18 protein-coding genes are annotated in these 19,409 nt (G+C 71.0%); 4 read left to right on the top strand and 14 right to left on the bottom strand.

The features are described from left to right. The first annotated feature begins 109 nt into the window (after nucleotides 1-109). Nucleotides 110-1,018, top strand: a complete 909-nt coding sequence (locus STSP_RS21785; protein ID WP_067280665.1) for a LysR substrate-binding domain-containing protein — start codon at nucleotides 110-112, stop codon at nucleotides 1,016-1,018. A gap of 120 nt (nucleotides 1,019-1,138) precedes the next feature. Here the strand turns inward: STSP_RS21785 and STSP_RS21780 are convergent, their stop codons facing one another. From STSP_RS21780 to STSP_RS21750, 7 genes are all read right to left on the bottom strand, one after another. After that, the gene (locus STSP_RS21780; RefSeq protein WP_067280663.1) at nucleotides 1,139-2,314 is read right to left on the bottom strand and encodes an acyl-CoA dehydrogenase family protein; all 1,176 of its coding nucleotides are present in this window, start codon (nucleotides 2,312-2,314) and stop codon (nucleotides 1,139-1,141) included. 110 nt (nucleotides 2,315-2,424) lie between these two features. Further along, nucleotides 2,425-3,666 (bottom strand): CaiB/BaiF CoA transferase family protein, encoded by a 1,242-nt coding sequence (locus tag STSP_RS21775; RefSeq protein ID WP_078067394.1) that lies wholly within the window; start codon nucleotides 3,664-3,666, stop codon nucleotides 2,425-2,427. Between the two features lie 376 nt (nucleotides 3,667-4,042). Next, complete coding sequence (locus STSP_RS21770; RefSeq protein WP_067280660.1) at nucleotides 4,043-5,683, bottom strand: glycoside hydrolase family 13 protein; 1,641 nt, start codon at nucleotides 5,681-5,683, stop codon at nucleotides 4,043-4,045. 151 nt (nucleotides 5,684-5,834) lie between these two features. Continuing rightward, entirely contained in the window at nucleotides 5,835-6,767 is a 933-nt protein-coding gene (locus STSP_RS21765; RefSeq protein WP_078067393.1) for a carbohydrate ABC transporter permease, read from the bottom strand. Next, on the bottom strand, nucleotides 6,764-7,744 hold the full coding sequence (locus STSP_RS21760; protein ID WP_067280657.1) for a carbohydrate ABC transporter permease: 981 nt from the start codon (nucleotides 7,742-7,744) through the stop codon (nucleotides 6,764-6,766). The genes STSP_RS21765 and STSP_RS21760 overlap by 4 nt, the downstream gene beginning before the upstream one ends. 106 nt (nucleotides 7,745-7,850) lie before the next feature. Next, on the bottom strand, nucleotides 7,851-9,146 hold the full coding sequence (locus tag STSP_RS21755; protein ID WP_067280654.1) for an ABC transporter substrate-binding protein: 1,296 nt from the start codon (nucleotides 9,144-9,146) through the stop codon (nucleotides 7,851-7,853). A gap of 234 nt (nucleotides 9,147-9,380) precedes the next feature. Continuing rightward, nucleotides 9,381-10,454, bottom strand: a complete 1,074-nt coding sequence (locus tag STSP_RS21750; protein ID WP_067280652.1) for a LacI family DNA-binding transcriptional regulator — start codon at nucleotides 10,452-10,454, stop codon at nucleotides 9,381-9,383. A gap of 116 nt (nucleotides 10,455-10,570) precedes the next feature. Here STSP_RS21750 and STSP_RS21745 point away from each other — a divergent pair, with 116 nt between their 5' ends. After that, on the top strand, nucleotides 10,571-11,050 hold the full coding sequence (locus tag STSP_RS21745; protein ID WP_067280650.1) for a DUF6098 family protein: 480 nt from the start codon (nucleotides 10,571-10,573) through the stop codon (nucleotides 11,048-11,050). A gap of 171 nt (nucleotides 11,051-11,221) precedes the next feature. Here the strand turns inward: STSP_RS21745 and STSP_RS21740 are convergent, their stop codons facing one another. The 7 genes from STSP_RS21740 to STSP_RS21710 form a co-directional block, all read right to left on the bottom strand. After that, nucleotides 11,222-11,449 (bottom strand): DUF6480 family protein, encoded by a 228-nt coding sequence (locus tag STSP_RS21740; RefSeq protein ID WP_067280648.1) that lies wholly within the window; start codon nucleotides 11,447-11,449, stop codon nucleotides 11,222-11,224. A 53-nt stretch (nucleotides 11,450-11,502) separates the two neighbouring features. Further along, nucleotides 11,503-12,468, bottom strand: coding sequence for an LLM class F420-dependent oxidoreductase (locus tag STSP_RS21735; protein ID WP_067280646.1), 966 nt, complete (start codon nucleotides 12,466-12,468; stop codon nucleotides 11,503-11,505). 126 nt (nucleotides 12,469-12,594) lie between these two features. Next, complete coding sequence (locus STSP_RS21730; protein ID WP_067280643.1) at nucleotides 12,595-12,813, bottom strand: DUF5133 domain-containing protein; 219 nt, start codon at nucleotides 12,811-12,813, stop codon at nucleotides 12,595-12,597. A gap of 360 nt (nucleotides 12,814-13,173) precedes the next feature. Then, nucleotides 13,174-14,208 carry a non-homologous end-joining DNA ligase gene (gene ligD / locus STSP_RS21725; protein ID WP_067280641.1) on the bottom strand — a complete coding sequence of 345 codons (1,035 nt, stop codon included), beginning with the start codon at nucleotides 14,206-14,208 and terminating at the stop codon, nucleotides 13,174-13,176. After that, nucleotides 14,205-14,969, bottom strand: coding sequence for a DNA polymerase ligase N-terminal domain-containing protein (locus STSP_RS21720; protein WP_078067391.1), 765 nt, complete (start codon nucleotides 14,967-14,969; stop codon nucleotides 14,205-14,207). Before STSP_RS21720 ends, ligD begins: the two co-directional genes overlap by 4 nt. Nucleotides 14,970-15,021: 52 nt before the next feature. After that, nucleotides 15,022-15,210 carry a hypothetical protein gene (locus STSP_RS21715; RefSeq protein ID WP_067280639.1) on the bottom strand — a complete coding sequence of 63 codons (189 nt, stop codon included), beginning with the start codon at nucleotides 15,208-15,210 and terminating at the stop codon, nucleotides 15,022-15,024. A 76-nt stretch (nucleotides 15,211-15,286) separates the two neighbouring features. Beyond that, complete coding sequence (locus STSP_RS21710; protein WP_067280763.1) at nucleotides 15,287-15,820, bottom strand: type 1 glutamine amidotransferase domain-containing protein; 534 nt, start codon at nucleotides 15,818-15,820, stop codon at nucleotides 15,287-15,289. Nucleotides 15,821-16,007: 187 nt separating this feature from the next. Here STSP_RS21710 and STSP_RS21705 point away from each other — a divergent pair, with 187 nt between their 5' ends. Both STSP_RS21705 and STSP_RS21700 read left to right on the top strand, forming a co-directional pair. Further along, nucleotides 16,008-16,220 (top strand): DUF6381 family protein, encoded by a 213-nt coding sequence (locus STSP_RS21705; protein ID WP_067280631.1) that lies wholly within the window; start codon nucleotides 16,008-16,010, stop codon nucleotides 16,218-16,220. A 653-nt stretch (nucleotides 16,221-16,873) separates the two neighbouring features. Then, entirely contained in the window at nucleotides 16,874-19,375 is a 2,502-nt protein-coding gene (locus STSP_RS21700) for a SpoIIE family protein phosphatase (protein WP_067280629.1), read from the top strand. Nucleotides 19,376-19,409 lie beyond the last annotated feature (34 nt).

Raw genomic sequence — 19,409 nt, 5'->3', positions numbered from 1 at the left:
ACCGCAGCAGTTCGGCCCGGCGCCCGGGCACCACCAGGCTCTTGACGCCACCGACCGCGCCCGAGGCCGGTGCTATCGTCGGCACGGGCCCGGCAGGACGGAGGAGCCGGTGGAACTGCGCTGGCTGGAATCGTTCGTCACCGTCGCGGAGGAACTGCACTTCGCGAGGGCGGCAGACCGTCTGCATCTCGCTCCGTCGGCGCTGAGCGCCCAGGTCAGGGCGCTGGAGTCGCATCTGGGCGTGCGGCTGATCGACCGTGGACGACGTACCCGCCCGGCTCTGACCAGTGCCGGGCGGCTGTTCCTGGAGGAGGCACGGCTGACCCTCGCGCAGGCCGCACGGGCCGAGGCGGTGGGCCGGCGAGCCGGTCGCGGGGAGCTGGGGCACGCCCAGATCGCGTACGTCGCCTCGGCCGCGTTCTCCGGCGTGCTGACCGACGTCCTCACCCGCTGCGCGGCCCCCGGCACCGAGCTGACGGTGCAGGTGTGCGAGATGGAGACACCGGCCCAACTGGAGGCGCTGGCCTGCGGGGACATCGACGTCGGCTTCCTGCGCTGGAGGCCTGAGTACCCGCCCGAAGTGACGGCGACCTGCCTGCTCACCGAAGACGTCGTCCTGGCGCTGCCGGCCGGCGCACCGCTGGCGGCGTACGAGGCGGTACCGGCGGCGGAGCTGCGCGACGAGTGCTTCGTCGCCCCTCACTTCGACGAGGAGTACGGCTGCCGCGACCAGATCCTCGAAGTGGCGGAGCAGGGCGGGTTCAGCGCGCGGTGCGCTCCCCCGGTACGGGATTTCATCGCGGCTCTGACCCTGGTGGGCGGTGGTCTCGCGGTGGCTCTGGTCCCCGATTCGCTGCGCCGCGTGCACATCCCGGGGGTGGCCTACCGCCCGCTGGCGGACGTACCGCTGACCACCCGGCTGGTCGGCGCCTACCGCAGGGGCGAGACGTCACCCGCGGTGCGCGGCGTGATCCGCCGCCTGCGGGAGGCGGCTGCCGCCACGGTCGCCGCCGGCTGAAGCGTCTGTAACCCGGCGGGCGTTCAGGGTGCCTCGACCGCTCCCCGCAGCGCCGTCACGTCCGTCCGCCGGGTGCCGTCCTCGTCCCCTTCCTTCACCTTCAGCGGCCAGCGGTCAGGGTCAGCGGAACGCCGGGTAGCCGGTGATCGCCTGACCGACGACCAGCGTGTGCATCTCGTTGGTGCCTTCGTAGGTCAGGACGGACTCCAGGTTGTTGGCGTGGCGCAGCGGCGAGTACTCCAGGGAGATGCCGTTGGCGCCCAGGATGGAGCGGCACTCCCGCGCGATCGCGATCGCTTCCCGGACGTTGTTGAGCTTGCCGACGCTGATCTGCTCCGGCTTGATGCGGTGCTGGTCCTTGAGCCGGCCCAGGTGGATGGCAAGCAGCGCGGCGCTGCCCAGCGACACGGTCATGTCGGCGAGCTTCTTCTGGGTGAGCTGGAAGGCGCTGATCGGCTTGTCGAACTGCACCCGCGAGTCGGCGTACTCGATGGCCGCCTGGAGCGAGTCGCGGGCCGCGCCGACCGCGCCGAACAAGATGCCGAAGCGGGCCTCGTTCAGGCAGGACAGCGGTCCGCGCAGGCCCCGTGCGTGCGGCAGCCGCGCCGCGTCGGGCAGCCGGACGTTGTCGAAGTACAGCTCCGACGTGATGGACGCACGCAGCGACATCTTCTGCTTGATGTCCTGCGTGGTGAAGCCGGGCGTGCCGCGCGGCACGAGGAAGCCGCGGACGCCGTCCTCGGTCTGCGCCCAGACGGTGGCCACATCGGCGATGCCGCCGTTGGTGATCCACATCTTGGAGCCGTTGAGGATCCATGCGTCGCCGTCGCGGACGGCCCTGGTGCGCATCCCGGCGGGGTTGCTGCCGAAGTCGGGCTCGGTCAGGCCGAAGCAGCCGATCGCCTCGCCGGCGGCCAGTCGGCTCAGCCACTCCTGCTTCTGCTCCTCCGAGCCCCACTTCCAGATGGAGTACATCGACAGGGAGCCCTGTACCGAGACGAAGCTGCGGAAGCCGGAGTCCGCCGCCTCCAGCTCCAGGCAGGCCAGACCGTAGCTGACCGCGTTCGTCCCGGCGCAGCCATAGCCTTCCAGGTGCATGCCGAGGACGCCCAGCTTGCCGAGTTCCGGGGCGAGTTCGCGGGCGAAGTGCGCGTTCTCGAACCACTCGCCGATGTGCGGGCGCACCCGGTCGGCGAGGAACTTGGCGACGGTGGCCTGGATCTCGCGCTCCTCGTCGGAGAGGACGGAGGCGATGTCGAGCAGCTCGAGGGGGTCCTGCAGCGGCTTGCCGCTCATGGTGGGCTCCTAGTGATCAGGGTTGGGAGATCGGGTGGGTTGGTTCGGTCGTGGCGCGCCAACGCTGACGACGCTGACGACGCTTCGAACGGTCAGGTGACCGCTCCGTGTCACGCGGAGGCGTGGTCGGACGGTTCGGACAGGTCGGACGGGCCATGCAGGATCTGCGCGGTGTGCTGGCCCAGGCCGGGCGGGGGCAGGCGGTACTGCGCGGGTGTCCCGCTCAGCGTGATGGGGTGCGCGACCTGGCGGGACGGCCTGCCGCCTTCTCCGTCGGCCGCCGCGGGGATGTCGACGATCCCGGGAAGGCCGAGCTTCTGGGCGAAGGCGAACGCCTCGTCGAGGGTGTTGACCGGTCCCGCGGGCACCCCGGCGGCCAGCAGGACGGCCGCCCAGTGGTCGGCACCTGCGGCGCTCAGCCGCTCGGTCAGGATGTCCCACAGCTCGGCGCGGTGGGCGACCCGGTCGGAGTTGGTGCGGAAGCGGTCGTCGAGAGCGAGGCCGGGATCCCCGACGACCTCGGCGAGCGCCGCGAACTGCCGGTCGTTGCCGACCGCGAGGGCGAGCGGACGGTCGGCGGTCGGGAGGGTCTCGTACGGGGCAATGCTCGGGTGCGCGTTGCCCATGCGTCCCGGGACGACACCGGCGACGGCGAATGCCGACGCCTGGTTGACCATGGCCGACAGCAGCGAGCCGAGCAGGTTCACCTCCACGAGCTGTCCCTCGCCGGTGGCGTCCCGGTGCCGGAGGGCCGCCAGGATGCCGAGCGAGGCGTGCAGTCCGGTGATCACATCGACCAGGGCCACGCCTGCCTTCACCGGCTCCCCGTGCACGTCCCCGGTGACGCTCATCAGGCCGCCGACGGCCTGCACGAGCAGGTCGTATCCGGGGATCGCGGCGCCCGCGCCGCTGCCGAAACCACTGATCGAGCAGTAGATCAGCTCCGGGTGCCGGGCACGGAGCTCCTCGTGGCCGAGCCCCAGCCGCTCCATCGTGCCGGGACGGAAGTTCTCCACGAGTACGTCGGACTCGGCGATCAGGGCGCGGGCCTGTTCGAGCCCCGCCTCGGTCGTCAGATCCAGGACGACGGACCTCTTGTTCCGGTTGACGCTCAGGAAATAGGTCGATGTGCCGTCGTGGTCCGCCGGCGGGTGCCAGGCCCGGGTGTCGTCCCCTGTCTCCGGCCGCTCCACCTTCACCACGTCCGCGCCGAGGTCGGCGAGCAGCATGGTGGCATAGGGCCCCGCGAGAACCCGGGAGAAGTCGGCGATGCGCAGACCGTCCAGCGCACCCCGCCTTCCTCCGTCGACTGCGCCGCCCCATCCGCCCGGCGCGTTGTACTGGGTGCCCACGCGCCCTCCTCTCTGCACTCGGTTCGGTGACCGGAAACGGGCGACCGGAATCCGATATGGCTCCACCACCCTGGCCTTACCGCGGATCGCCGGTCAACGACCAGCTGACGCATCTTTGTGCGCGGAATGCGTTCCATTCGCTGAGGTCAGAGGTGGTAGCGCCACTGCCGAGGGACCAGCTGTCGCGGGCGTGACGCGTCGCCAGGCTGGATGACGGAGCATCAGAGCCGGCCGAGGCCGCGGGACGCCTCGTCGGCGGCGAACATCGCCTCCGACGGGCTCTGCGCCGGAGCCGGAGCCGGTACGTCAGCCGAACCGGGAGCCGTTCTCGTCGCCTGCTGCAGCTGCTCCGTGGCGAAGTACGGGCCCCCGCCCGTTACATGATCTGGTCGCGCTGCAGCCAGACCGTGGTGTCCGGGGGCAGCAGCCCGTCGTCGTCCAGCGGGCCTGAGGTGAGGAGAAGGCCGCAGTCCTCGGGGAGAGGGACTGGCTCGTCGGAGAGGTTGACGGCGCACAGCAGGTCCTGGCCGCGTGCGAAGAGGAGGGTGCCTTCTGGGCTGTCCAGCCAGCGGAAATCCTCGCCGTTCAGGCCCGGGGTGGTCCGCCGCAGGCGCAGCGCGGAGCGGTAGAGCCGGAGCATGGAGGCGGGGTCGGCCTCGTTGGCTTCGGCGGTGTAGGACCTCCAGTCCGCGGGCTGGGGGAGCCAGGGTACGGATCCGGGCGGGCCGAAGCCGAAGGGCGGGGTGTCGCCGGTCCAGGGGAGGGGGACGCGGCAGCCGTCGCGGCCTCGGACGGTGTGGCCGGAGCGTTCCCAGGCAGGATCCTGGAGGGCCTCTTCGGGGAGGTCCTCGACTTCGTACAGGCCCAGTTCCTCGCCCTGGTAGATGTAGGCGCCTCCGGGCAGGGCCAGCATCAGCAGGGCGGCTGCGCGGGCGCGGCGGGTGCCGAGGGCCAGGTCGGAGGGGTGGCGCTGGTGACGCAGCGGGGTCGTCACGCCGGTGTGGGCGCGGCCGTAGCGGGTGACGTGGCGGGTCTCGTCGTGGTTGGACAGTACCCAGGTGGCGGGGGCGCCGACGGTGGCGAGGTCGGTGATGCTGCGGTCGATGACCTCCCGCAACCGGTCTGCCTCCAGGGGGCACTTGAGGAAGTCGAAGTTGAAGGCGGTGTGTAGTTCGTCGTCGCGGAGGTAGTCGGCCAGGCGGCCGGGGCGTACGTGGGCCTCGGCGACGAAGACGCGGCGGTCGGGGTAGCTGTCGGCGATGGCTCGCCAGCCGCGGAAGATGTCGTGGACGCCGTCGCGGTCCCAGTGCGGGTGGTCGTCCTGGCCCTCCGCCGTGAGGACGGAGAACTCCGGCAGCCCGAGGTCCGGGAGGGCGGGGTCCTTGTCCATGCCGTGGGCGACGTCGATACGGAAGCCGTCGACGCCGAGGTCGAACCAGAAGCGCAGGATCGAATCGAACTCGGCGCGCACCTCGGGGTTCTCCCAGTTGAGGTCGGGCTGTTCGGGGGCGAAGAGGTGCAGATACCACTGGCCGTCGGCGGTACGCGTCCAGGCCGGCCCGCCGAAGGCGGCGTGCCAGTCGTTGGGCGGCAGGGAGCCGTCGTCGCCCCTGCCGTCGCGGAAGAGGTACCGGTCACGCTCCGGCGAACCGGGCGGGGCGGCGAGGGCCTCCTGGAACCAGGGGTGCTGGTCGGAGGTGTGGTTGGGGACGATGTCCAGGAGTACGCGCAGGCCGAGTCCGTGTGCCTCGGCGATCATCTGCGCGGCTTCGTCGAGGGTGCCGTAGGCGGGGTGGATGTCGCGGTAGTCGGAGACGTCGTAGCCGCCGTCGGCCAGCGGCGATGGGTACCAGGGGTTGATCCAGATCGCGTCGACACCGAGGCGGGCCAGGTAGGGCAGGCGGGAGCGCAGGCCGGCGATGTCGCCGGTTCCGTCGCCGTCGGCGTCGGCGAAGCTGCGGATGTAGACCTGGTAGATGACGGCGTTGCGCCACCAGGAATCGTTCGGCTTGCTCACGTGGCTGGGTTCCTGCCTGTTCGTTGGGCGTGGGGCGACGAAGGGGTTCTGCGGTACGGCGTCGTGCGTGGCCACCCGGCGACGAGCCCGGGCGACGGCCTCTTGGCCAGCGCTTTCCGTTCGGCGCCGGGGGCGGGAGCCACGGCCCGTCTCAGCCCTTGACGGCTCCGCTGGTCAGGCCGCGGACGAAGTACCGCTGCAGGGTCAGGAAGACCAGGATCGGGACGAGCATGGAGAACAGGCCGCCTGCCGTCACGAGCTCCCAGCCCGTGCCCTGCTGGCCGAACAGGTTGTTGGTCGCGATGGTGATCGGCTGCTTGTCGCCGGGGCCCACGAAGACCAGGGCGACGAGCAGGTCGTTCCAGACCCAGAGGAACTGGAAGATCGCGAAGGACGCCAGTGCGGGAGCCGACATCGGCAGGATCAGCCGGTAGAAGGTCTGGAAGTGGCTGGCGCCGTCGATCTTGGCGGACTCGACGACGTCCTTGGGCAGGGTCGCCATGTAGTTGCGCAGGATGTAGACGGCGAGCGACATGCCGAAGCCGATGTGGGCGAGCCAGGCGGCCGGAAAGGTGCCGTTCAGGTTCACGTCGGAGTAGAGCTTGATGATGGGGACGAACGCGACGTAGTTCGGTACGACGAGCAGGCTCACGATGACGATGAAGAGGGCGTCACGTCCCTTGAACCTCATGAAGGTGAAGGCGTACGCGGCGAACGCGGCGATGAGGAGCGGCACGAAGACCGCCGGGAGCGTGATGGCCACGCTGTTGAAGAAGGCCGAGCCGAGGTCCGCCTGCTCGATGGCCTTCGAGTAGTTGCCGGTGGTCAGGTCTGCCAGTCCGCCGGGGTGGGCCAGCAGGGACCACCAGCCGCTGGAGTTCGCGGCGTCCACGGTCCGGAAGGACGTGATGACCACCCCGAGGGTGGGCACGATCCACAGGGCGCAGACGAACAGCACGCTCAGCTTGACCGGGAGCGGGCTGCGCCTGCCGCTCCTGCCGGGCGACGCCTGGGCGCCTCGCCGGGCCGGGCGGAAGCGGCGCGATGCCGCCGGGGTGATCGTTCCGGTCGTCTGGGTGGTCATGCCGGCTCCTCCGCCCTGAAGTGGCGAATCTGGTAGATCATGATCGGCACGATGGCGATGAGCAGCATGACGACGATCGCCGACGCGTAGCCGTAGTTGTAGTTCGTGTAGAGCTGGTTGAAGAACTCCAGGCCGACGACGTTGGTGTTGAAGGCCCCGTTGGTCGTCACGTAGATCACGTCGAAGACCTTCATGACGGTGATGAGGACGGTGACGAAGACCGTGATGACCGTCCCGCGGATCTGCGGGAGGATGACGCGCCAGAAGATCCGCATCTCGCCCGCCCCGTCCAGCCGGGCCGCTTCGAGGGTCTCCGCGGGCACCCCCTTGATGGCCGCGGACAGCAGCACCATGGCGAAGCCCGCCTGTCCCCACAGCAGCATGACCATGAGCAGCAGGCTGTTGCTGTGCAGGGTGCTCTGCTGGAGCCAGGGAACCGGGTCGTGGCCGAAGGCGGTGACGATGCCGTTGAGCAGGCCGGTCTGCGGCTGGCCTGCGGGCTGGGCGGCGTACATGAAGCGCCATACCGTGGCCGAGCCCACGGCGCTGATGGCCATGGGCATGAAGATGATAGTCTTGGCCGCCTTCTCCGCCCTGAAGGACAGGCGGTCGGCCAGCGTGGCGACGAACAAACCCACGACGATGCAGGCTGCGGGGACGATGGCGATCCACAGCAGTGTGTTGAGCAGGGTCTGCCGGAAGGCCGGTGTCTGAAGCAGCTTGACGAAGTTCTCCACGCCGACGAAGCGCGAACCGTCGCTGTTCTTGAAGCTGTTGATGACGGTGATGATCGTCGGGTACACCAGGTAGACCCCGATCGCCGCGACCGCCGGCGCGACGTAGAAATAGGGCTTGATCCGGTTCTCCCAGGGGCCCGGCAGGGCCTCGGCGAGCTTGTTGAGTACCCAGTAGACGACCAGGGCGGCGGCGACGCCCGCCAGCACGGTGAGCACCGTCGAGAGTACTTGGCTGACCACGGCGGTTCCTTTCCTCGAACGTGAGTCGTTGTCGGGTCGGTTCGGCGGCCGCGGAGGGCGGGCAGGACTGTGGCCGCCCGCCCTCCGCGGCGCTACCGCGTGGTGGTCAGCTCACGGGCCAGCTGGCGTCGATGTTCTTCAGGGCGGCGTCCAGCGACTCCTGGCCGGAGATCCAGGCCGTCATTTCCTTCCAGAAGCTGCCGGTACCGACGGCGGTCGGCATCGCGTCGGAGCCGTCGAAGGCGAAGCCGGTGGAGTCGTAGGCGACCTTGGCTATCGACTGGGTGGTCTTCAGCGGGTAGTTGCTGAGCGGGAAGTCCTTGTGCGGCGAGATGAAGGAGGAGCCGTTCTTCGCCGCGGTGGTGCCGACGTCGGTGGCCGCGAGCAGCTTCATGACCTTCCGGGCGGCCGGGCTGTCCTGGTAGATGGAGGCGGTGTCGCCGCCGCCCTCGACGGGGTTGTCGCCGCCCGCCGTGACCGGGGGCAGGCCGAAGACGCCGACCTCGGAGTCCAGGTTCTTCTGCACGGCCTTGGGGAAGAAGCCGGTGATGAAGCTGCCCTGCTGGTACATGTAGCAGCCGGGCTTGCTCTGGAACATGGGGTTGCCGGCGGTGCCGAAGTTGTTGCTGGCGATCGACTTGCGGCCGCCGAGCACGTTGCCGTCGGTGAAGGCGATCTTCTCGAACTGGGCGGCGGCCTGGCGGACCAGCGGCGAGTCGAACTTGATCTTGTGCGAGATCCATTCGTTGTACTTGTCGACGCCGCCGTACTTCAGGACCAGGTTCTCGAACCAGTCGGTGGCGGGCCATCCGGTCGCCGTCGCGGCCTCGATGCCCAGACACCAGGGCGTCTTCCCGTCGGCCTTGATCTTCTCGGTGAGGGCGTTGAGCTCGTCGAGGGTCTTCGGGGCGGTGTAACCGGCGGCCTCGAACGCCTTCTTCGGGTAGAAGACCAGGCCCTTGACGTTCATGCTGACCATCAGGCCGTACGTCTTGCCGTTGACCTTGGCGACGTCCAACGTGCCCGGCGTCATGCTCTTCTGCAGTGCCGGGATGTCGAGGACGTCGTCCAGCGGGGTGACCTTGCCCTTGGTCGCGAAGTCCTTGATGATGCCCGGCTGCGGCAGGAGCGCGATGTCGGGTGCGTCGTTGGCCTGCACCTTCTGCACGATGATCTGGTTGATGTTGTCGACCTTGCGCCACTGGACGGTTATGCCCTGTGCCTTGGCCTCGGGATTCACCTTCGCCTTGAGGCCGTCGATGATCGGCTGGTCCATGCTCGACCAGATCGTGATGGTCTTCTTGTCGCTCGCGCTACTGTCGGAGCCGGACGAGCAACCAGTGGCGAGCAGCGTGAGTGCGCTGAACGCACTCACGGCGAGAACCAGCTTCCGTGTGGGCATGTGTTCCTCCTTGAGCGGTGAGCTGGCGGCACGGGAGCCGACGTCTCGCACCTGAGGCGAACCCGTCTGCCGGCGGCGGGGCCTTGAGGCCAGGGCACCGCAGCGGGTTACTAATACGAATTAGTGGCGAAAAGCTAGCGGTCCCCCATTTCTCGCGTCAAGGAGTTGTTACAGGGGAGTTATCCGTGGATGTACGCGCAGGATGTGCTCGCGCTTCTGCGGGACCGGCCCGACTCAGCCCCGGGCGGACCGGGCCGACCGGGCCGACCGGGCCGGGGCCGCCGTGGAGTCACGCATCACGAGCGGGCAGTGCACCAGGGTGCGCCCGGTCTGCACGGCGGGCCCGCCTGCGGCCAGTTGCTCGGCGGCCAGGCGGCCCATGGCGTCGTACGGCAGCCGTACGGTGCTCAGCGCCGGGTGGATCTCGGCCGCGAGCTGGAACTGGTCGTCGTACCCCATGACCGACACGTCTTCGGGTACGCGGACCCCCGCCTCAAGGAGCGCCAGGATCGCGCCGACGGCCATCCGGTCGTTGCCGCACATGATCGCGGTCGGCAGGGAGCCGCGTCGCAGCAGCTTCCGTGCCAGCGCGTAACCGGAGTCGGCGTGGTAGTTGCCGGGGAGCACGGTGTGACCCCGCGGATCGAGCCCCGCGCCGCGCAGCGCCTGACGGAAGCCGCGCAGCCGGGCTTTGGTGGCCCAGCTGCTGACGGTGCCGGTGAGGTAGGCGATGTCCCGGTGCCCGAGGTCGAGCAGCGCCTGGGTCGCCTCACGGCCGCCGCGTACCTCGTCGGGCAGGATCGACGGGGTGGAGTCGTCCGGGGCGAAGCAGTTCAGGAGGATCGTCGGGACCCGCCCGGCGCCTTCCGGGAGCACCACCGACTTGGTGCCGGACGCGGCGAAGATCAGTGCGTCGACCTGCCGGTCGAGCAGATCGCCGACGAGTTGTGCCGCCTGGCGCTTCGAGGCGCCGGTGTTGACCAGGAGCAGCAGGTTGCCGTGGCGTACGGACACCTCATGTGCCCCCTTGATCGCGGAGGCCGCGAACACGCCGAAGTCCACGTCGTGGCTGACGAAGCCGATGGTCGCGCTGCGCCCCTGACGCAGGCCCTGCGCGGCCCGGTTCGGGCGGTAGTCGAGTTCGGCGACCGCCTGCAGGACCCGCTGCCGGGTCTCGTCGCTGATCGTCTGCCCGGCCGTCCGGTTGAGCACGAAGGAAACGGTCGTCGGCGACACCCCCGCCAGTCGCGCGACATCGCCCTGACTGGGCCTCTTCGCCCTCGGCCGGTGATCTTCATGGGTAGACACGCCGCAAGAGTACGAGACGTCACCTCTCCGTACCGGCCGTACGGTCGGTACGGAGTGCAGTCCGAGGGGACTGGTGATGGGCTGGTGGTGAGGGGCTGACGGAGGAGGTGCGCCATATGACCGGCAACACCGGCCACGATCCGCCCGGGACACCGGCCCTCGACGACATGCCGACGGTGCGGTCCCTGGACGAACTGTGCGATCTGGTGAGCTCCCGGCATGTGTACGTCCGGTGGTCCACCGGTCCGGCGCACGACCTCCAGCGGGAGAACAGCATCGACGAGCTGACCGGGGTCCCCATGCCGGGGCTGTCCGCGAACTGCCTGGTCGCGGAGGACTGGTGGAACGGCCGGCCGCTGCGCCTGTGGGTGGCCAGGCGCCTGTACGACTACTCCCATCTGCGCCGGGACAAGGAGGGCGAGGTCCGGCCGTGGGTGCTGACCGGCGACGAGGTGGCCCGCGGCCCCGACAACGAGCCGCTCGTCCGCAACGCCCGGCCGGTGGGCTGGATCGCCCTGCACGTGATCGACGAGGCGGAGGACGAGGTGGCGAAGGCAGCGGGGCATGACGGGCAGTGGGGGCCCATGCGGCGGTGAGCGCTCCGCTAGGCATGGTGATGAAACCGCGGGCCCGGTGGGGGCTGGTCGCGCAGTTCCCCGCGCCCCTTCCGGGGCGCGTAGCCCGGCGCCAGGCCCGGCGCCAGGCCCGGGGCCTGGCGCCGAGGCTACCGCCAGCCCAAGGCGGGGCTTGAAGTCCGCCGCCGTGGACTACAGCGACAGCGACACCACCATGCCGATCAGGCCGATGGCGATCAGCACGGCGACGGCGATGATCAGTACCGCCGGAGCGGCGCCCCAAGCCTTGCGCAGCCCGACCGGTTCCGGGTAGGCGATGCCGTGGATGCTCTCCTCGCCGGGTGGGGTCTCCTCGGGCGGCACACCTCCGCCGCCCCGCTGTCCGGGCGTGAGGTGCGGTTCGTGGTTCGACGTCGTCATCTCCGGTGCTCCTTTCACACCGTGTTCCACACCATGCGGCGCCTCGCGGGGCGTCACAGTTCGCGGAGTGCGGGCAGCAGTTCCTTCTGCGCCCAGTCCAGATACGGCAGCTGGGACGCGCCGCCGATCTGCACCAGGGCGACATCGGTGAAGCCCGCATCGCTGTAGGGCCGTACGGCCTCGACGAACGCGTCCACCTCGTCCCCGCACGGGATGGATTCCGCGACGTCCTCGGGCCGTACGTAGGTCGTCGCGGAGTCGAAGGACTCGGGGCCCGGAAGTTCCGCGTTCACCTTCCAGCCGCCGCCGAACCAGCGGAACTGCTGGTGGGCCCGCTCGATGGCCGCGTCGCGATCGTGGTCGTAGCAGACCGGCAGCTGGCCGATGCGCGGCTTGCCGGCGCCGCCGTAGCGGTCGAACGCGGCCAGCAGCTCGGCTTTCGGCTCGACGGCGATCACCAGGTCGGCAAGCGATCCGGCCAGTCGGCAGGACTGCTCGCCGGACACCGCGATGCCGATCTCGACAGGCTCGTCGGGAAGGTCCCAGAGCTTGGCGGACTCGACGTCGAAGTGCTCGCCGTGGTGGTTGACGTAGCCGCCGGAGAAGAGGTCCCGGATGATCCCGACAGCCTCGGCGAGCATCTCCTGCCGGACGTCGGCGGCCGGCCAGCCCCCTCCGACGACATGCTCGTTGAGGTTCTCACCGGAGCCGAGGCCGAGCCGGAATCGGCCGCCGGACAGCAGCTGCATCGTGGCGGCCTTCTGCGCGACCACGGCGGGGTGGTAGCGCATCGTCGGGCAGGTCACGTAGGTCATCAGCGGAATCCGCGAGGTCGCCTGAGCAGCCGCCCCGAGCACGCTCCAGGCGTACGGGGAGTGCCCCTGCGCGTCGAGCCACGGAAAGTAGTGGTCCGAGGTGACGGAGAAGTCAAAACCCGCCTCCTCGGCCCGTACCACGTGCTCCACGAGCTCACGGGGGCCTGCCTGCTCGGTCATCATCGTGTATCCGAAATGCACCATGTCGGGCGGGTTCCCGGCGGACGTCCCGGGAAACGGCCTGGCCGGCCCGGGCGGCCCGCCCGGGCCGGGCCATGTCCACGCCCGCCGGCCGTGTCGCGCCCGCCGAGGGCCTGCCCCGCGTCGCGCCTATGCCTCCGCGCGCCGCGCCCGGTCGGCCAGGAGTCTGCGTGCGTGGCTGAGGGCCTGCTGGGGGTCGCGGACGCCGGTGTACACGCAGACCGTGTACTGCAGGTCCTCCAGCCGACGGCGCCATTCCGGTGTCCCGGAGGCCAGCAACAGTCCGTCGGTGAGCCTGTCGTGCTCGGCGACGAGTTCACGCAGGACGTGGAAGTCGATGAGAGGCATGAGACGCCCCTTTCTCGCCGGTGCCGGTTGGGATCGGCACCCGCTCCCAAGATGGTGCAGCCTGTCACTGAAGTGCGCCAGCCGACTCCGGACCGGCGCTCCGAGGCGTGTCTGACCTGGGCTTTTGACCTGGGCTTTTACTATCTCGCGGAATGCCGTGCCGCCTGGGGCGGCATGCCCCCGGGGGTACCGGTGGATCCTGGCCTCGTACTGAAAACAAGTGCCCACGGCGACCAAAGCGCAATCTCCCGGCGCGGGCCGGCCGCACGGGGCGAGTCGTGGGTCGGCCGCACGGGCGCGAGTCCCAAGCAAGGGAGGGATCCCGAAGGAGCGGGTCCCACAGGAGCGGGTCCGGGCCCCCTACGCGGCGGGCCGCTCCCTGACGACCTCGGCGGGCGACTTGTCGGTGCGCAGGCCGAGGAAGCGCGGGTGCCGCAGCATGCCGTCGCGGGTCCACTCCGTGAACGCGATCTGCGCGACCAGCCTCGGCTCGACCCAGCGCGCGGCACGCTCGCGCACCGGATCGCCGAACGGCGAACGGGACGTGGCCAGTTCGTCGAGACGCGCGCGTACGTCGAGGAGCGTTCTGCGGTCGTAGCCGGTGCCGACCTTGCCCGCGTAGCGCAGGCGCCGCCGCTCGTCGTAGTAGCCGATCAGCAGGGCCCCGAAACCGACGCGGGTGCCTCCCGGTTCCGTGAATCCGCCGATGACGAACTCCTGGCCCTGGGAACACTTGAGCTTGAGCCAGTCCGTGGAGCGGCTCGGCACATAGGGGCCCTCGGCGCGTTTGGCGATCAGGCCCTCCCAGCCGCGGCCGCAGGCGTCGGCCAGCAGCTCGGCGCCGTCGGCGCCGTTCTGGTTGCGGTGCGGGGTGAACCGCAGTGGGGGCCGGAAGGTCAGGGCCCGCCGGAGCAGGGACTTCCGGGTGCGCAGGGGCAGGCGCCGGGTGTCGGTGCCGTCGAGCCGCAGCAGGTCGAAGACGAAGTAGGTCACGGTGACCTGGGTGGCCTCGATCTGGCGGCGGTTGGTGAGCTGCATCCGCTTCTGGAGGCGCGCGAAGTCCGTGCGGCCGTGGGAGAACGCCACGACTTCGCCGTCGACGGTGAAGTCCGTGCACTCCTGCGCGGCGAGCGCGTCGGCGATCTCGGGGTACGTGGCGTTGAGCCGCCTGCCGGTCCGGGAGAGGAGGGTGACGCGACCCTCCTCGCGTACGGCCAGCAGGCGCACGCCGTCCAGTTTCCGCTCGAAGATCCAGCCGCCGCCCGGAAAGTGCCTCCGGTCGCTGAGCGTGGCCAGCATGGGGCGGGCGGCCAGTTCGGCACCGGGACCTGCCTCGGCCAGCCGTCGGCGCTGGTCGGCGGGCACCGTGTCCAGGAGGCTGGTCGTGGTCGTCATGTGCGGCGGCTTCGGCGGGGGTTGGCTGTGCTGCGGGCGCGGGTCCCTACGGTGCCGCGGCTGCGGGTGCGTACGGTGCCGGGCTCGTCGGCCTCCTGCGGCGTTTGGGCCCCACTGGACCCCTCAGGCTCGTCCGACTCTGCGACCTGGCGCAGCGTACGACCGGTGAGCACCGAGCGGGCGCGGCGCGGCGCCGATGGCCCGTGGTCTCCGTGGTGGGCGCGCTCGTCGTCGGTCTTCACCAGCAGCCACGCCTCGTCCTCCGGGTCGCCCTCGCCGCCGCGGAAGCGGGTGAGCGCGTATCCGCCGTGCAGCTTCTCGCCGTTCAGTGTGAAGCGGACGTGGCCGCGCCGCAGGGCCTCGTCGAACGGGACGGGCCTCCCGCGGCGGTCGCGGTTGACCGGCCGGTACGTGCCCCGGTCCCACACGATGACCGTGCCGCCGCCGTACTCGCCCTGCGCGATCACGCCCTCGAAGTCGAGGTACTCCAGCGGATGATCCTCGGTCGGGACGGCGAGCCGTTTGTCCTGCGGGTCGTTGGAGGGTCCTTTCGGCACGGACCACGACTTGAGGACACCGTCCACCTCGAGCCGGAAGTCGAAGTGCATGCGTCTGGCGTCGTGGATCTGCGCCACGAAGCGGGGCTCGTCAGCGGGCGCCTCACCGGATGGGCCATCGTGTCCGCGCGGCTCCTTGGTCCGGTCGAAGCGGCGCTTGGCGCGGTAGGTCTTCAGTGCGTCGTGCGCGTCGTTGTCGCCCACGCCTGCTCCTTTCGGACGCCCGCGCTATGCGTACGGCTGTCCGTACGTGTGGTCAGTCGGGCGGTTCGGGGATCGGTTCCTCGTTCGGTCCTGTGTGCGGGCCGGGGCCCGGATCGGGCTGCGGGTGCTCCTCCGGGGGCTCGCGCTCAGGAAGTTCCGGGCCGGGCGGTTCCGGGTCGTGCGGGACCGGTTCCGGCTGCGTGGGAACGGGGCCGGGACCCTCGCGGCGGGGACGTCCCATGACTGGTGCTCCTTCCTGCCCTCCTCCGGCGTGTCAGTCGAGCCGGCGTGGCAGTCGAGTGCGGCGTTTCGGCTGGTCAGGCGCCGAACTCCTGTATGAACGTCGTGCAGAACGCCTTGAGATCGTCCGGCTTGCGGCTGGTGATCAGCTTGGCGGGCCCGGCGTCGCAGACGTTGACCTCTTCGTCGACCCAGGTGGCACCGGCGTTGCGGATGTCGGTCCGCAGACTGGGCCACGACGTCACCGTCCTGCCGCGCAGGACGTCCGCCTCCACCAGGGTCCAGGGCGCGTGGCAGATCGCCGCGACGGGCTTGCCCGCCTCCACGAAGCCCTTCACGAACGCCACGGCCTTCGGGTCCATCCGCAGGAAGTCGGGGTTGGCGACGCCGCCCGGCAGTACGAGTCCATCGAAGTCCTCCACGTCGCTGTCGGCGACCGTCTGGTCCACCGGGAACGTGTCGCCCTTGTCCAGGTGGTGGAAGGCCTGGATCTTTCCGGACCTGGTCGATATCAGCTTCGGGGTGCCACCGGCGTCGATGACGGCCTGCCACGGCTCCGTCAGCTCGATCTGCTCGACCCCCTCCGGGGCCATGAGAAATGCGACCTTCACGGTCATCCCACCTTCGCGTGCCTCTCGCGTGTCCCTCACTTGTCTGTTGCGCACCGGTAGGGACCTGTACGTCCGGGTGCACGGACCGGTTTCCCCTGGGCAGGCCTTTCACACGGGTCGCCCGGGCGTTTGCGGGCGGGGCGCGGGGGCAGCCGCCCACTGACCGCACCACGTCGAAGGACCCGTCATGAACGGCCAGTCAGAATCCGCACGCGTCCGCGCAGAGCATCTGCGTGACAAGGCCGAGCAGCTGCTGCAGCGGGCGCAGCGCTCGACCGACCCCGCGGAGGCCGAGCGCCTGCGCCACGAGGCGAAGAAGCTGCAGGACCAGACCGAACCCACCCTGCGGCACGAGCCGGGGCCGGAAGTGGGTGACCTCCGCGAGGAGTACCCGGAGTAGGTCCGGAACAGGTTCCGGGGAGTCGCGAGTGAAGAGGAGGAAGCCGGGCGGCGCGGGGGCGCGTCGGGGGCAGGCGGCGCGGGCCGTGCGGCTTGGTCCGGGGGCCCGCCCGCACCGTCCGTGGCCTTACGCGAACGCGTCCGGTGGCCGTGGTGGTCCGGGACGGGGCCTGGGCTCGGGACCCGGATCGGGCCTCGGGTCGGGCCGAGGGCCCGGACCCGGCCTCGGGCCCGGCTCGTCGGGCCGGGGCCCCGGCCGCGGGACGGGCGAGATGTCGGGATCCGGCGAGACTGGGCCGGTCATGGGGTGCTGCCTCCCTCCGCACCGAGGTGCGCCTGGAGTACGCGGCGGTGGCCCCGGCACGTAACGGGCCAGCCACGCCTGCTCCGGGCCACCTGGGCAGGGGCCGCGTGCTGCACAGGCCGCGTGCTGCCGGCTGCGTGCGGCCAGTGTGCCGGTGTGCTGGACCGCGGGCGTACCGGGCTGCTGCGGCCCCTTCGTCCCTGCCGCTGCCCCGGCAGGCGCCGCTCAATCATCGGGCGCGTACCGCGCGTCGCCGGGAACTGCTGTGCGAACGGGGTCCGAGTAGAATCCGAGGCGTCCGGCTGTGGCGACCGAGGTGCCCATGGACCTCCTGAAGAGCCGGAGACGTCATGAACCGCCCCGTCCGCGAGCAGGGGCCGTCCCGAGGGCCTGATGCGGGACGGGACGATCTCGCCGCGGCCGTCACCGCCCTCACCGCCGAGGTGGCCGCCCTCCGTACCGAGCTGGCCCGCCGTCATCTGCTCGACCTGGCGGCCGGCGTCCTCATGGCGCAGCTGTCGCTGTCCCCGTCGGACGCCACCGACCATCTGGCGCGGCTCGCCGGGTCGGCTGGTCTGAGCCTGGAGGATCTGGCGGCCGACGTCGTCAACGCGGCAGCGGGCACGGTCGTCGCCGGGAAGCTGTCCGCCGCACCTGCCGGTGCTGCGGACGGCCACAGGGGCGAGCCGACGGACGGCGGTGCGGCGCGCGACCGCGCGGACATGCCGTCCGCCGGCGCGGCACAGACCGCTCGCCCACCGGGTCCGGCCGAAGGCGGTCCGAAAGCACCAAGCACACCACCAGCCACCAGCGGCCCACGTCCCACAGACAGCGCCCGCGACACCGCCGTCGCCTCGGCCAGTCGAGGTCCGGGCCCCGACCACGTGCGCCGGGCGCGGCAGGCGGTTGCCGTGGCGGAGACGCAGGGCCGCATCGGCGCCGTGGCCGACTCCCTGCTCGAGGGTGGGTTGCGGCCGCTGGGCGTGCAGGCCGTGTGGCTGTGGCGCCGTACCGCGAGCAACTGCCTGCAGCTGGTGGGGCATGCAGGGGTCAGCCCGCTGGAGGCCTCGCACTGGCGGTGGCTCACGCCGGAGGCGGCGGGGCCGCTGCACCGGGCGCTGACCGCGGCCGCACCCGCCTGGCTGCCCGCCGGGCCACCGGACGGCGAGCGCCTTCCGGGGCCCCACCGGAACGCGGCCCGGGCCGTCGTACCGCTGCGGCGCGCCGGACTGATCGCCGGCCTGGCGCTGGCGGTCTGGCCAGGGCCCGCCGAGCTGGACGAGACGGTGCGCCGGGCGCTGCCGGGCCTGCTGGAGCCCGCGTCGCGGCTGCTCGATCTGGCCGGCCCCGACCCCGACGACCCGCCGGGGCTTGCCGGACTCCTCGATCTGCTGGCCCATCCGGCGATGGTGCTGCGTACCCGGCCCGCTACCCGGCCCGCCCCGTCGGAACTGGTCGTCGAGCATCTCAACGAGGCGGCGCTGTGCAGCACCGACATGGTGCCGGACCCGGCCGGGCGCCCGTTGGCCCAGGTCTTCCCGTCCGTCCACGCCGAACTGGTGCGGCTGGTCGCGGACGCGCGCGAGCACGCGGCCCCGCAGCGCGCGGTCCAGCTGCCGCCCGGGCACCGGCCCGGCCGTCCGGCACCCCTGCTCGACGTACGGGTCCTGCCGCTGTCCGCCGAGCGCTCGCTCGTGCTCTGGCATGTCAGCACGGACCCGGGTCCGGCGGTCGTACGGGTCGCGCGGCGGCTGGAGAACGTCGCGACGTTCGAGGACGACCTCACCACCGATGAGTCCCGGTGGAGCGACCAGGCGTACACGATCTTCGGGGTGCCGCGGGACGGTCCCCCGCTTCCGCTGCGGCAGCTGGGCGGACGGCTGCATCCCGCGGACGCCGTCCATCTCGAGGAGTTGCTGACAGCGCTGACCAGGCGTCTGGAGGGGGCGCACACCGTCGTACGGGTGCTCCGTGACGACGGCGCGCTCAGGCATGTGCGGATCGCCGCCGAACCCCTCCTGACGTGCGGTGTCCTCACCGGCATCACCGGCATCTACCAGGACGTCTCCGCGCAGCACCACACCGAGGTCGCGCTGAACGCCACCTTCGACCAGCTGACGACCGTGCAGGCGCAGGCCGCGATCCGCCGCCGGCTGGTGGTGGAGCTGCAGCAGGCCATCGTGCCGGAGGTCCCGACCTTCGAGAAGCTGCCGGGCCTGCAGGTCGCCGCGCGGTACCGGCCGGCGGCGGAGGAGTACCAGGTGGGCGGTGACTGGTACGACGTGATGCCGTTGGCGGGCGGCGGGGTCCTGATGGCGGTCGGGGACATCGCGGGGCACGGCATCGACGCCGCCACCGGCATGGTCGCGCTGCGCAACGCACTGCGCGGACTGGCCGTGACCGGCCACTCCCCCGGCCGGCTGATGGCGTGGCTGAACCAGGTGACGCTGCACGCCGACGGTCAGCCCACCGCCACGGCGGTGTGCGCGCTGTACGACCCGGACACGCGGTCGCTGCGCTGGGCGAGCGCGGGCCATCTGCCGCTGCTCCTGCTGCGCGAGGGGCATGCGGACCTGCTGGATCCGCCGCGGAACATCCTGCTGGGCGCCGTGCCCGGCGCCGAATACGCGGAGACGGTGACGCGATTGCTCCCCGAGGACACTCTGGTGCTCTACACGGACGGGTTCATCGAGTCGCACCACATGGGGCTGGACCAGAGCCTGGCACTGCTGCGCCGGGAGGCGGAGCGGCTGGGTCCGGGCGAGGTCGACGAGCAGGCCGACCGTCTGCTCGGCGCCGTGACCGGCGACACGGACGACGACACCAGCCTTGTGGTGGTCCGGGTGCTGTGACGGCGTCGGGACCTCGCACCGGCTCATCGGACTC

Origin of the sequence: Streptomyces jeddahensis (genome assembly GCF_001642995.1) — a bacterium.
Taxonomy (GTDB): domain Bacteria; phylum Actinomycetota; class Actinomycetes; order Streptomycetales; family Streptomycetaceae; genus Streptomyces; species Streptomyces jeddahensis.
The sequence above is the reverse complement of the archived record's forward strand: the minus strand, read 5'-3'. Positions and strand labels throughout refer to the sequence as shown.

What these genes read in the sequence shown, in the direction of transcription:
- STSP_RS21780 (WP_067280663.1), bottom strand. Translation starts at nt 2,314, where the DNA reads ATGAGCGGCAAGCCGCTGCAGGACCCCCTCGAGCTGCTCGACATCGCC.
- STSP_RS21765 (WP_078067393.1), bottom strand. Translation starts at nt 6,767, where the DNA reads ATGACCACCCAGACGACCGGAACGATCACCCCGGCGGCATCGCGCCGC.
- STSP_RS21755 (WP_067280654.1), bottom strand. Translation starts at nt 9,146, where the DNA reads ATGCCCACACGGAAGCTGGTTCTCGCCGTGAGTGCGTTCAGCGCACTC.
- STSP_RS21745 (WP_067280650.1), top strand. Translation starts at nt 10,571, where the DNA reads ATGACCGGCAACACCGGCCACGATCCGCCCGGGACACCGGCCCTCGAC.
- STSP_RS21740 (WP_067280648.1), bottom strand. Translation starts at nt 11,449, where the DNA reads ATGACGACGTCGAACCACGAACCGCACCTCACGCCCGGACAGCGGGGC.
- STSP_RS21735 (WP_067280646.1), bottom strand. Translation starts at nt 12,468, where the DNA reads ATGGTGCATTTCGGATACACGATGATGACCGAGCAGGCAGGCCCCCGT.
- STSP_RS21730 (WP_067280643.1), bottom strand. Translation starts at nt 12,813, where the DNA reads ATGCCTCTCATCGACTTCCACGTCCTGCGTGAACTCGTCGCCGAGCAC.
- ligD (WP_067280641.1), bottom strand. Translation starts at nt 14,208, where the DNA reads ATGACGACCACGACCAGCCTCCTGGACACGGTGCCCGCCGACCAGCGC.
- STSP_RS21715 (WP_067280639.1), bottom strand. Translation starts at nt 15,210, where the DNA reads ATGGGACGTCCCCGCCGCGAGGGTCCCGGCCCCGTTCCCACGCAGCCG.
- STSP_RS21705 (WP_067280631.1), top strand. Translation starts at nt 16,008, where the DNA reads ATGAACGGCCAGTCAGAATCCGCACGCGTCCGCGCAGAGCATCTGCGT.
- STSP_RS21700 (WP_067280629.1), top strand. Translation starts at nt 16,874, where the DNA reads ATGAACCGCCCCGTCCGCGAGCAGGGGCCGTCCCGAGGGCCTGATGCG.